Raw genomic sequence first — 12176 nt, 5'->3', positions numbered from 1 at the left:
GGGCAATTTTTCAACAGTCAGCGCAAATACCCCTAATTATGGTCTGCACCTTATTTGTTCTAAACCCTTTTGGAATATTTATTTGAAGGGGTGCCAACCCTTCCATGCAATACACCGTTTCACAGCACTCACACACAAAATGGGCATGTTCGTTGCCTTGTGTTGGGGCCTCACCGAATGCATATTTGGCTATTCCAGAATGGTCGTTTATACGATGGATAATACCTGCCTGCTCAAAGCTCGTCAAGTTTCTGTACAGGGTAGACTTCTCGACTTCTTTGACCAATGCCGCTTGCAGGTCATTATATGATTGGGCATGTTCCATGTTGACAAAGTGGCGGGCCAGGGCCATACGGACCTTGGTTTTTTTCAATCCTTTTTCTTCCAAAAGTTGTTCGTAGTCTTCTTTTTTCATGATTACGGCACTATTTTAAACGTAAGGCATCTGCATTTTCAATTCTATAATAACAGGCATTTGGATTATTCCCGTTCAGGTAAAATGTTCCCTCTACCGAGAGCAGTTCATCCATCACAAAAGATGGCTTTTGCCCGAACCGGAGATCCATCATGGTCTCGGGCCCACCATTACCGCAAAAAAAGCAGGAAGCCATGGGGTTTTTAGAGAGGATATATACAGATTGTTCACCGCCCAAGACCAATATGTACCCGGTAATGATGACTTGTTTTCCATGCAACGCTTTCATTTTGGGTGAAAAGGTCGCTTTTTGGAAACCTGGAAAAACAGCCTTGGATGAAGGCTGTTGCCAAGAGATTCCTTCTGTTAGATCAGACCATCGCAGAACAGTCTGCCCACGGGCCGCTGTTCCCATCCAGAACAATGCTATCAAAAGAAAAAATCTCATTTCTTCAATTCAATAATCGGCCTGTGGCCCCTTTTAAGATATAATTGCAATGATCGACATTGTCGGCGTTCAATTCAAGTATTCCCATGACCTCGACAATTTGATCGGTCTTAAAGGGTGGTTTCTCCATAAAGCTGACCTCGATAATGGTTTCAGGTCCTGCAGCCCCACAGAAAAAACAGGAGGCCATTGGGTTTTGGGATACCAATAACACTTCACCACTTCCTGAAATATCCAGAAAAAAACCCTTGATACTGACCTGTTTCCCTCTGTAAGACTGTATATGCTCACCGAATTTTGGCATCAAAAAATGAACATCGTACTTTTTGTTGTAAACCGGTTCAAAAATTACATCCGCAAAATCTTGCCACGTCAATTGTTCTTGGGCAGAAAGACTTTGCCCATATAAAAGTACAAACAAGAGAAAAAATAACAGGTTACGCATCTGATAATGTTTTTGCCACATTTAATTTGAAAATCGAGCGAGATGCCAACAAAGTGGCTATTGTTGCCAGAACCAATATAAGGCCTAATAGATAAAGTTCAACTATTTCAGGGCCAGTTATTTGCAAAGTATATCCGTATGAAGTTTGCATGTATTGGGAAACGCCCCATATTCCCAATCGACCAAAAAGCCATCCCAATACAAATCCGATAAGTGCCAAAAATATTCCTTCCAAAAGTGCCAATCGAAGAAGTTGTCCAGTGCGAAGGCCATAGGTTCTCAATAGCGCAAGCTCCTGTCTTCTTTCCCGTATGGTCTTTAAAAGACTGATAAATATGCTCAATCCAGAAACCAGTAGAATAGCCAATGCAATGCCATTTATGGTCTGTGCTCCCGAACCTAACAGCCCCATCAATCGTTGTACCTCAAAACCTGGCAAAGCCGCTTGCATGGAGGTGTTCTCATTGATGAATCTAGGAAGTTGAACCATACCCAAAGGACTCTTGAACTTGACCAGTAATGAGGTAATTTCTTTTTCCCCATCGTGTTCTTCAGAGGTTTCCGCTTCTTCTTCATGATGGTCGTCTCCTTCCTCGTGATGATGGCCTTCTTCATGGTGGTCATCCCCTTCGTGATGGTCGCCTTCCTCGTGATGATGGTCTTCTTCATGGTGGTCATCCTCTTCATGATGGTCGTGTCCTTCCTCGTGATGATGGCCTTCTTCATTGTGGTCATCCCCTTCCTCGTGATCATGGTCTTCTTCATGATGATCTTCTTCCCCATGATCATGGGCTTCCCAGATACTTTCAAGATTGGTTATCAATAACTGATCCACTACTGTTCCCGTAGGCTTCAAAATTCCCTTCACGGTATAAGGATGTTCATCATGTGCTTCACTATCTGAAGCGGCCAAGCCGTGGGAGCTTATGAAGTTGTCCCCAACTTTTAGACCCAATCGCAGGGCAACATTGCTTCCGGCAACCACTTCAAAAGACTCTTCATACAGCTCTCCTTCCGATAACTGGGCATTGTAATGGTCGAGATACCCGATTTCTGTGCCCAAAATCCGAAAACCTTTGTAGTTGTCTCCATAGGAAACAGGAATGGCCGTTTGTACGAAAGGATGCTTTTGCAGCATGCTGGTTTCCTTCAACTTAATATTACCTGTGGGCACATCTATATGCAGTACGGAAGACAACACGAGTTGTAAGGGACTTCCCTTGGCGCCCACGACCATATCAACGGGGGCGATGTTCTTGTTCAACTGCCCGCCCAGCTGTTGGCTCAGTTGCAACACAAAGGTGACCAATGATACACTCAACGACAACAACAACAGGCTCAATAACAAGTTGAGCGGTTTTGACACCATATTTCTAAACGCGAGATAACCCAGTTTCATAGCACGACTTGATTTTGAAAATGGGACATTACCCGCTGGTCATGTGTAATGATCAACAGGCTGCTCTTGCAGATTTCGGCCTCTTCCTTGAGCAGGTCAATGACCTTTACACAGTTTGCATCGTCTAAATTGGAAGTAGGCTCATCGGCAAACACGATCTTGGGTCTGTGAATCAGCCCCAGTGCAATAGACAGTCGCTGCTGCTGCCCTTGGCTCAATGCCGTGACTTTCTTATGAATATGTTCTGTAAGACCCAACCTTTCGGTAAGTCCATGTCTTCTTTGCTTGTCATTCGAGTTTTTGGGGAAACTCTGCCGTAGGCGAAGATTATCGGAAACGTTCAGCGATCTGATAAAATGATATTGTTGGAAGACGAGACCGATATGCTCTCCCCGAAATATATCCATTTCGTAACGGCTCAGGGAATTGAGCTCCGTTCCGGCAATGGACACCGCACCTCGCAACGGAGGCAAGAGACCCGCCATAAGATACAAAAGGGTGGTCTTGCCCACACCTGATGGCCCTATCACCAGCAAGTGTTCACCAGGAGTGAGTTCAATATCGGGGAACGCCAGCTCTTGTCCATTTTCATAGGCGTATGCAAGATTCGATGTGTTGACCATCTGAATGTTTTTACAAAAATAAAAAGAAATACAAATGCAACTCAGTTGCATTTGAAAAAATGCAGTACCTTTGGCAAAAATTTTGAACGGTCAGTTGTGACTATATTTTGTTACGTTAAAAAGCAACTTTAAACCTTGGTTCATGGCCCTAACAAAAGTAATCAATAAATCAGATTGGGTCGGCGTCTTTGCCAGTGGCCTTTGTTTGGTGCACTGCTTGGCCACCCCTTTTCTATTTGTGGCACATGCCAATATTGGGCTTCATGTAGAGAACCATCCTTCTTGGTGGGGTTTTCTCGACATTGTCTTTTTATTGCTCTCTTTTTTTGCAGTATACTGGTCGGCCAAAAACACCTCAAAAAAATGGGTTCGATATGCCTTTTGGTGTTTATGGGGCATGTTGGCACTGATTGTCGTAAACGAGAAATGGGCACTATGGCATCTGGCCGAAGAAGCTATTTATCTACCCTCAATGGGTCTGGTCTTGCTTCACTTGTACAATCACCGCTATTGTCATTGCAAAGATGGGGATTGTTGTGCCGATCTTCAATAACAAACATTCGGTTATGGATAAATCGCAAATAGAGGCCATGGGAGACCACCATGTGGCCACATCTGTTGAAACCCCGATGCGATCAGATGCATTTCATCGCACCGATGAAGAAAAAATAAAGCGTATCAGGTTTCATTTTTCCAAAATAATGGAGGAATTGGGTTTAGACCTTACCGATGAAAGCCTATCGGGCACACCCTATCGGTTTGCCAAAATGTATGTCAAAGAATTGTTCTATGGACTAGATCCTCAGAATAAACCAAAGATCTCCACTTTCCCAAACATTTATGGCTATCAACGCATTTTGGTAGAGCAAGATATCACGATCGACTCCTCTTGCGAGCATCACTTTTTTACCTATAATTGGAAAAGCGCATGTAGGCTATATCCCCAAAGACAAAGTTGTGGGATTATCAAAAATCAATCGCCTGGTCGATTATTATGCCCATCGGCCACAAGTTCAAGAGCGGCTTTGTCTTCAAATTATGAAGGAGCTTCAGCAGACACTTGGCACCGATGACGTAATTGTGGTGATTCGTGCCAAACACCTTTGCGTCTCTTCCCGAGGCATCAAGGACAAAAAAAGTTTTACGACAACTATGGAATACGGTGGGCTTTTTGAGGATGTTCTGTACCGTAAAGAATTTTTTGAAATCATTGGCCATACCGGCAATATTGAGTAGACATAGACCTATTTCTATATTTAATCAATAAAAACCGTAAAACCCCTTACCTTATTTATTCAATCTACCGGAAAGTAAATACGTATAAATCCATGTAAGCGTAAAAGTGGGAATGACATCCAATCCCGGAACCAATTCCTCGACAAAGGTGATGATACCCGCGGCCTGCCCCACTTTTCCCTTGTACAATCGGGTCATCAACCATCCGGCAATAGGTGCCCAAATCACGTCGGAGAAATCTCCGATTCCCGGAATCATGTATGATAGCATGCCGATGCCATCAAGCAAAAGTCCCAACAACAATTTTTGGTATTTGTTGTCTTTTTTATCAGCCATGATCGAAAAATAGGAAATAGCGGTGAACCAAAAAAATTTCTATGAAAGATCGGAACTGATCAGCTTCAAGAATTCATTTCGGGTCTCTTCTTTCTTGAAAGCCCCTCTAAAGCCCGAAGTGGTGGTTACCGAGTTTTGTTTCTGCACGCCACGCATCATCATGCACATATGTGCCGCCTCTATGACGACGGCCACCCCCTGTGGTTTTAAGGTATCGTTGATACATTCCAATATCTGCTCGGTCAATCGCTCCTGTACTTGCAACCTTCGTGCAAAAACATCTACAATGCGGGGCAGTTTGCTGAGCCCAACGATATGTCCATTGGGTATGTAAGCGATGTGTGCCTTGCCAAAAAAGGGCAACATATGGTGTTCACAAAGCGAATAGACCTCGATGTCTTTTACAATGACCATCTCGTTGTACGATTCTTTGAACATGGCGCTCTTGAGAATGGCTGTGGCATCTTGTTTATAGCCCTGTGTCAAAAAGAGCATGGCCTTGGCAGCCCTTTCAGGCGTCTTTACAAGTCCATCGCGAGTGACATCTTCCCCAATTTCATCAATGATTTTTGAAAAGCGTTCTTTCACCTCATTGGTGATATTGATGTTATACTCTTCTAAATTCTGGTATGGAGCCATATTATTTGGTGACAGTATTAAGTTTATCGGCAAATTTTGATGTCAATTTCTTGATCTTTGGATCGATGATGAACTGGCAATACGGCTGGCTGCCGTGTTCATTGTAATAATTTTGATGGTCTTCTTCGGCCTTGTAAAAGGGTTTTTCCCCAGAAACCACCGTCACAATGGGAGCGGTGAAAACCTTCTCTTTTTCCAATAGCGAAATAAAGCTTTGTGCCTGATCTTTTTGTGCGGGGGTAGTATAGAAAATTTCGCTTCTGTATTGCGTACCGACATCATTGCCCTGACGGTTCAGTGTAGTCGGGTCATGGGTGGCAAAGAATACCTCGAGCAGTTCTTGGTACGAGATCTCTTTTGGATCAAAAGTAATTTTTATGGCTTCTGCATGACCGGTTCTACCAGTACAGATTTCCCGATAGGCTGGATTTTTAATGGTTCCGCCAGTGTACCCAGATACTATTTCATGTACTCCTTTAAGCCGTTGAAAGACAGCTTCGGTACACCAAAAACATCCGCCGGCTAGAATGGCCGTTTCCAAATTGGAATTATTTTGTTTATCCATTTATTATAAAAATTGAACAAATTTAACAAACAGGGCACCCAACGGCCCTAATTATTCGTTAAAGTTTACAGTCGGAAAGATACTGCAAAACTAATTCTCTGACTGATTTTTTGCAATGCGGTGGATTGATTACTTTCACGCATTGAATGTAAGGCCTATGATCAAAGCATCGAACATCAAAAAAAGTTTTGGTACGCTAGAAGTGCTGAAAGGTGTCAATATAGCCATTCAAAAGAGTGAGATTGTTTCCATTGTGGGGCCTTCAGGTGCGGGCAAGACTACCCTACTACAAATTTTGGGTACTTTAGACACTCCTACCAACAAAAAAGAATCGCTACTCCATATCAATGATGTCGATGTGCTCAAGCTAAATGATAAGGGTATGGCCCGTTTTCGAAACGACCACGTTGGCTTCATCTTTCAGTTTCACCAACTATTGCCCGAGTTCACCGCGCATGAAAATGTGTGCATCCCCGCTTTTATAAAAAAGACCCCAAGGGCACAGGCCGAACAACGCGCCAAAGAATTGTTGGACTTTCTTGGCCTTTCAGACCGATGTGACCACAAGCCCAATGAGCTTTCAGGAGGTGAGCAGCAGCGCGTGGCCGTGGCCCGTTCATTGATCAATAGTCCTTCGGTCGTTTTTGCCGACGAACCCAGCGGAAACCTCGATTCTGAAAGCGCCGACAACCTGCACAAATTGTTCTTTAGGCTCAGGGAAGAATTCGGTCAAACCTTTGTCATCGTTACCCATAACCAAGAGTTGGCCGATATGGCAGACCGCAAACTCACCATGGTCGATGGTTTGATCGTTTCTTGATCCATGACGAAGTCTGAACTGAAAGATTTTTTGGATGCCAAGGCCGAACAGTATGAGCACCCCCGATTTTTGGAAAGTGACCCACTGCAGGTACCCCATCGTTTTTCGAAGAAAGAAGATATTGAGATCAGTGCCTTTTTGACCGCTACCATCGCTTGGGGCAATCGCAAGAGCATTATCAACAATTCACTACAGATGATGCAATTGATGGACAATGCCCCTTTTGATTTCATTCTCGATCACACCGAAGATGACCTAGCCCGTCTAAAACCCTTTGTGCACAGAACTTTCAATGGTGAAGACCTAAGCTATTTTGTAAAGGCCCTGCAAAATATATATCAACATCATGGGGGACTGGAAACCGTTTTTTCCCGTTATCGGTCCGATACGGGTTTACAACCGGCCATTAGTAGATTCAAAGAACTTTTCTTCAGTCTACCCCATGCACGACGAACCACAAAACACGTGTCAGACCCAGAGAAGGGTTCCGCAGCCAAGCGCATCAATATGTTTTTGCGCTGGATGGTACGCCCAGACACCAAAGGGGTCGATTTCGGACTGTGGAAGGACATGAAACCCGGTCAACTTTCCTGCCCACTAGACGTGCATTCGGGCAATGTGGCCCGAAAACTCAAACTGTTGAAACGAAAGCAAAATGATGCCAAGGCATTAAAAGAACTCGATGAAAACCTGCGTAAGCTAGACCCGAAAGATCCTGTGAAGTATGACTTTGCCCTTTTTGGCTTGGGCGTTTTTGAAAAGTTTTAACTTACCTACCGAAGCCATAATCAGAGCTAAAATTCAAGGCCTCTTTCTTTCCACCTTCGGCAATCGATTTGTAAACGGCCTCGACAATGACCATATCGCGTCGGCCCATCTCACCAGGAGCCAAGTTTGGGTCTCCATACAGAATATGCTTGGCAAAATCATCCATCTGCAATTTCTGCTGGCTCTCATGCTGAAAAGTGATGTCGCCACGTGAACTTTTACCTGCAAGGGGGCCGTAGTTATTGGCAGGGCGCAACTCGAACCAACCATTGGTACAGGTGGCAAACAGGTTGTTGGCATTGAGATTGTGCGAGGTCATGATGTTGGCCACGGCACCACTGGCAAACTCGAATTGTGCGGTAATGGTCTCATCGGTGTCCTTGAAATACTCGGGTGCGGTGCTGAACTCTTGAGCGGATACAGCTATCGGATTTTCACCCGTCGCATAAATGGCGCTCTGTATCGAGTACACCCCCATGTTCATCAAGGCACCGCCACCCGACAGTTCTTTCTTCAACCGCCACTGGTCTGGATAGCCCCGAGAGCGATAGGCAGCATCTGCGGAGACATACAAGACATCACCGAAGGTCTTTTCGCGCACAAATCGCTTCACCTCTTGGGTATAGGGTTCAGAATGCAACCGATAGCCCATGCCCAGTTTGACCCCGGCTTCTTTACAGGCTTCGATGATGGCATCACATTCGGCCACGTTCATCGCCATCGGTTTTTCGCAAATAACATGCTTGCCGGCTTGGGCCGCACGAATCGAAAATTCTGCGTGCATAAAATTGGGCAGTACCACATACACCACATCGATATCCGTATTATCGGCGATGGTATCAAAATTGTCATAATTATATATGTTACCTTTTGGTATGTTGTATCTATTGGCCCACCTTGTTTCCTTAGCGGGGGTGCCCGTTACTATGCCCGCCAGATGACAATGTTGTGTGTCTTGAAGCGCAGGTGCCAGTTGGTAAGTGCTATAACTGCCCAGCCCCACCAAGGCGATGCCCAGACGCTTTTTCTGATTGTTCTGCCCCATGCCGCAAGCCAAAGGCAAATGAGTTGCCAAGGCTGTGGCTCCGATGCCCTTTGCCAAGGTAGTGTTGAAGGTTCTTCTCGAGACTTTTTTCATGATAGATTGATGTTGCCTTTTAAAGGTAACAAAGATTATCAATGGTGGTACACACTTTAAAATTTCTTAAACAAAATCCCTATTTTTAGGGCAGAACCTATCTAAATTGGAAATGAAAAAAAACCTACTCCTCTTTTTTCTTATACCCGGCCTTCTTTTTGTTCATTCACAAGAGCGAAAATTGCCCTTGGATACAACGGTGACCACCCAACATAATGTCGCTATCAACGGTACACCTTTAAGTTATACCGCTACAACAGGTACCCAGCCGGTCTGGGATGAAATGGGAAAGCCCATTGCCTCATTGCATTATACTTATTATACCCGCAATAATGTAAAAAACCGTGCCGCACGCCCTATACTTTTCTCGTTCAATGGAGGCCCGGGTTCTGGCTCTGTATGGATGCACTTGGCCTACACTGGGCCCAGAATCTTGAAAATCGATGATGAAGGCTACCCCGTGCAGCCGTATGGCGTAAAAGAGAATCCCTATTCGGTATTGGATGTTACCGACATTGTCTATATCAATCCTGCCAATACGGGCTATTCGAGAACGATTCCCGAAACGGGAGACGATGTCGATAGAGACAAGTTCTTCGGTATCAATGCAGATGTCAAATATCTGGCCGAATGGATGAACACTTTTGTCACCCGCAACAACCGCTGGCGCTCACCCAAATATATTATTGGCGAAAGCTACGGCGGCACCCGTGTCATGGGCCTTTCATTGGCCTTGCAAAACCAGCAATGGATGTACCTCAACGGAGTGATCATGGTGAGTCCGGCCGATTACAAGGTAATACGTGTCGGTGGGCCCGTTTCAAGCGCATTGAACCTGCCTTACTACACGGCTGCGGCCTGGCACCATAAGGCATTGCCCGATGCGCTACAGGGCAAAGACTTGTTGGAAGTGCTTCCCGAAGTGGAGGACTATACGATCAATACCTTGATTCCCGCCATTGCAAAAGGAGGTTTTATCGCAGCTGGCGAAAGGGATAACGTAGCCGCGAAAATGGCCTATTATTCCGGACTTGACAAAAAAGACATTCTTGACCACAACCTCGACGTGCCCACCCGATTCTTCTGGAAGAACCTTCTTAAGCAAGAAGGAGGTTATAATGTTGGCCGATTAGACAGTCGTTATTTGGGCATCGATCGGCAATTGTTTGGTGAAGGCCCCGATTATTCAGCAGAACTGACCTCATGGTTACACAGTTTCACCCCTGCCATCAATTATTATTTGCAAGAAGAACTGAAATTCAAAACCGATATCAAATACAATATGTTCGGCCCTGTGCGCCCCTGGAACAATGAAGATGACAATACCCGTGACGACCTCCGTCAGGCCATGGCCCAGAACCCCTATTTGCATGTGCTGGTACAGTCGGGCTATTATGATGGTGCCACCACTTATTTCAACGCCAAATATACCATGTGGCAAGTAGATCCAAGTGGGCGTATGAAAGACCGTTTTGACTTCAAAGGGTACCGTTCAGGCCACATGATGTATTTACGCCGTGAAGATTTGAAAAAGGCCAATGACGACCTACGCGATTTCATAAAGCGTACCACGGCCATCGGCGAAAGTGCCAAATACTAAAAACAATAAACGTCATGAAAAAACAATTTCTCGCAGTATTCCTGATTCTTCAGGTCGTTCAATTGGGGATTTCCCAAGAAATCCCCCCCAAAGAATGGCAAATCAAAACAGCCCTGATGGCCGTGCCCGATGATTACAAAGATGGGGCAAAAGTGTACGGCTATGATTCGAACGGAGATTTTACCACCCTTAGGGAAGGAACCAATGACTACATCGCCCTCGCTGGCGACCCCAAAAAAGATAAATTCTCGACCGCCGCATACCATAAGGATCTAGAGCCTTTTATGGCCCGTGGCCGTGAACTGAAAGCGCAGGGCAAAGAATTCAAGGAAATCTTTGACATCAGGGAAGCCGAGGTTAAGGCCGGTGAACTTAAAATGCCCGACAAGGCAACACTTTGTGTATTCACGGGAGATGTGAATGCCGAGACAAAAGAAATCGAGAACCCCTATGTACGGTATGTGTTCTATATTCCCTATGCCACCGGTGAAAGTACGGGGCTGCCCACCACCCCCACCCCACCGGGCCATGCATGGCTGATGGATCCCGGTACGCATCGCGCACATATTATGATTACACCTCCAAAAAAACAATGACAACCATGAACAATTCCATTCCATCCAACCTTATTTCACTATTGTGCTTTTTCTTTCTGTCGATCGGTTTGCAAGGCCAAGAACCTTTTCAGGTCAAGGGTCTCTGTATAGCCGCTCCACAACCACAGTCGCTCGATGGTTTTATCGATTTTGCGAAGAATGAATTGGCCCCTAATGGCATCAATACTTTGGTGTTGCGTATCGATTACCGGTATGAATATGAATCGCGGCCCGAGCTTATAGGTGAAAATCCGTTGCGCAAAGAGCAAGTCAAGAAATTGGTGAATGCGTGCAGGGAAGTCGGCATTGAAATCATTCCGCAGGTAAACCTATTGGGGCACCAAAGCTGGCATTCAAAGGCTTCTAAACTGTTGGAAGTATATCCCGAATTCGATGAGACCCCAAATATCAAACTCCCAGAAAAATATGAATGGCCCAATGACGATGGGCTGTATTGCAAAAGTTATTGTCCGCTACATCCAGAAGTGCACGAAGTTGTCTTTGATTTGGTCGATGAGATCGTAGCGGTATTCGAGGCAAAGACCTTTCATGCGGGCATGGATGAAGTGTTTTACCTTGCCCATGAAGATTGCCCCCGATGCAGAGGGCTTGATCCGGCAAGGCTCTTTGCTGACGAAGTACGCAAAATTCGCGATCATTTGGCTGAAACGGATACTCGTTTATGGATTTGGGGTGACCGCCTCATAGATGGCGCAGAAACAGGTATAGGTATGTGGGAAGCCAGTATGAACAACACCGCGCGAGCCATCGATATGATTCCGAAAGATGTGGTCATCACCGATTGGCATTATGAAAGGGCAGATCCCACGCCCGCCTATTTTGCCACAAAAGGTTTTGATGTGATCGCCTGCCCTTGGCGACTGCCCAAAGTGGCCAGTGACCAAGTTCAAATGATAGCTGATCTCAAGGCGAATTCCACCAAAAAAATGGCCGATCGGTTCTTAGGGGTCATGCACACCTACTGGTCTTCTGCCGAACAGTTTATGAAGGCATATAAAGATCCCTCCCATAAATTGAATGAAAGGGGCCATAGCCCTGTATTGACCTTCAGGGCCATGACATCGGCCATAAAAGAAAGGGAAAACGTTAATACCCAATAGCTAATACATCTTTAACCAATCTGACCA

General features: G+C 45.3%; 15 protein-coding genes and 1 pseudogene. 7 read left to right on the top strand and 9 right to left on the bottom strand.

Features of this window, described 5'->3' with window-relative positions; all coding sequences use genetic code 11:
- Nucleotides 1-10: 10 nt before the first annotated feature.
- From L0P89_RS14740 to L0P89_RS14720, 5 genes are read right to left on the bottom strand one after another with little or no spacing between them, the layout of a single operon-like run.
- Nucleotides 11-415, bottom strand: coding sequence for a Fur family transcriptional regulator (locus L0P89_RS14740; RefSeq protein ID WP_235265877.1), 405 nt, complete (start codon nt 413-415; stop codon nt 11-13).
- A gap of 10 nt (nt 416-425) precedes the next feature.
- Complete coding sequence (locus tag L0P89_RS14735; RefSeq protein WP_235265876.1) at nt 426-863, bottom strand: hypothetical protein; 438 nt, start codon at nt 861-863, stop codon at nt 426-428.
- Between the two features lie 4 nt (nt 864-867).
- Complete coding sequence (locus tag L0P89_RS14730; protein WP_235265875.1) at nt 868-1308, bottom strand: hypothetical protein; 441 nt, start codon at nt 1306-1308, stop codon at nt 868-870.
- Nucleotides 1301-2707 (bottom strand): ABC transporter permease, encoded by a 1407-nt coding sequence (locus L0P89_RS14725; RefSeq protein ID WP_235265874.1) that lies wholly within the window; start codon nt 2705-2707, stop codon nt 1301-1303. Before L0P89_RS14725 ends, L0P89_RS14730 begins: the two co-directional genes overlap by 8 nt.
- The gene (locus L0P89_RS14720; RefSeq protein WP_235265873.1) at nt 2704-3330 is read right to left on the bottom strand and encodes an ABC transporter ATP-binding protein; all 627 of its coding nucleotides are present in this window, start codon (nt 3328-3330) and stop codon (nt 2704-2706) included. The genes L0P89_RS14725 and L0P89_RS14720 overlap by 4 nt, the downstream gene beginning before the upstream one ends.
- 142 nt (nt 3331-3472) lie before the next feature.
- Between L0P89_RS14720 and L0P89_RS14715 the strand changes: the two genes are divergently transcribed.
- Entirely contained in the window at nt 3473-3883 is a 411-nt protein-coding gene (locus tag L0P89_RS14715) for a MerC domain-containing protein (RefSeq protein ID WP_235265872.1), read from the top strand.
- Between the two features lie 13 nt (nt 3884-3896).
- A pseudogene (gene folE, locus L0P89_RS14710) lies at nt 3897-4566 on the top strand (GTP cyclohydrolase I FolE).
- Between the two features lie 51 nt (nt 4567-4617).
- On the opposite strand, the gene L0P89_RS14700 reads toward folE (L0P89_RS14710), so the two are convergent.
- The 3 genes from L0P89_RS14700 to msrA are packed head-to-tail and all read right to left on the bottom strand — an operon-like array spanning nt 4618 to nt 6106.
- Complete coding sequence (locus L0P89_RS14700; protein ID WP_235265869.1) at nt 4618-4902, bottom strand: hypothetical protein; 285 nt, start codon at nt 4900-4902, stop codon at nt 4618-4620.
- A 39-nt stretch (nt 4903-4941) separates the two neighbouring features.
- Nucleotides 4942-5541, bottom strand: a complete 600-nt coding sequence (folE, locus tag L0P89_RS14695) for a GTP cyclohydrolase I FolE (protein ID WP_235265868.1) — start codon at nt 5539-5541, stop codon at nt 4942-4944.
- 1 nt (nt 5542) lies between these two features.
- On the bottom strand, nt 5543-6106 hold the full coding sequence (gene msrA, locus L0P89_RS14690; RefSeq protein WP_235265867.1) for a peptide-methionine (S)-S-oxide reductase MsrA: 564 nt from the start codon (nt 6104-6106) through the stop codon (nt 5543-5545).
- Between the two features lie 157 nt (nt 6107-6263).
- Between msrA and L0P89_RS14685 the strand changes: the two genes are divergently transcribed.
- Both L0P89_RS14685 and L0P89_RS14680 read left to right on the top strand, forming a co-directional pair.
- Complete coding sequence (locus tag L0P89_RS14685; RefSeq protein WP_235265866.1) at nt 6264-6926, top strand: ABC transporter ATP-binding protein; 663 nt, start codon at nt 6264-6266, stop codon at nt 6924-6926.
- A 3-nt stretch (nt 6927-6929) separates the two neighbouring features.
- Complete coding sequence (locus tag L0P89_RS14680) at nt 6930-7694, top strand: TIGR02757 family protein (protein WP_235265865.1); 765 nt, start codon at nt 6930-6932, stop codon at nt 7692-7694.
- A gap of 1 nt (nt 7695) precedes the next feature.
- Here the strand turns inward: L0P89_RS14680 and L0P89_RS14675 are convergent, their stop codons facing one another.
- The gene (locus L0P89_RS14675; RefSeq protein WP_235265864.1) at nt 7696-8832 is read right to left on the bottom strand and encodes a Gfo/Idh/MocA family protein; all 1137 of its coding nucleotides are present in this window, start codon (nt 8830-8832) and stop codon (nt 7696-7698) included.
- Nucleotides 8833-8944: 112 nt separating this feature from the next.
- Between L0P89_RS14675 and L0P89_RS14670 the strand changes: the two genes are divergently transcribed.
- From L0P89_RS14670 to L0P89_RS14660, 3 genes are read left to right on the top strand one after another with little or no spacing between them, the layout of a single operon-like run.
- Complete coding sequence (locus tag L0P89_RS14670) at nt 8945-10432, top strand: S10 family peptidase (RefSeq protein ID WP_235265863.1); 1488 nt, start codon at nt 8945-8947, stop codon at nt 10430-10432.
- A gap of 14 nt (nt 10433-10446) precedes the next feature.
- Complete coding sequence (locus L0P89_RS14665) at nt 10447-11028, top strand: hypothetical protein (RefSeq protein WP_235265862.1); 582 nt, start codon at nt 10447-10449, stop codon at nt 11026-11028.
- A gap of 5 nt (nt 11029-11033) precedes the next feature.
- The gene (locus L0P89_RS14660; protein WP_235265861.1) at nt 11034-12149 is read left to right on the top strand and encodes a family 20 glycosylhydrolase; all 1116 of its coding nucleotides are present in this window, start codon (nt 11034-11036) and stop codon (nt 12147-12149) included.
- Nucleotides 12150-12176: the final 27 nt, after the last annotated feature.

It is taken from the genome of Muricauda sp. SCSIO 65647 (assembly GCF_021534965.1).
Lineage (GTDB): Bacteria > Bacteroidota > Bacteroidia > Flavobacteriales > Flavobacteriaceae > Flagellimonas_A.
The sequence above is the reverse complement of the archived record's forward strand: the minus strand, read 5'-3'. Positions and strand labels throughout refer to the sequence as shown.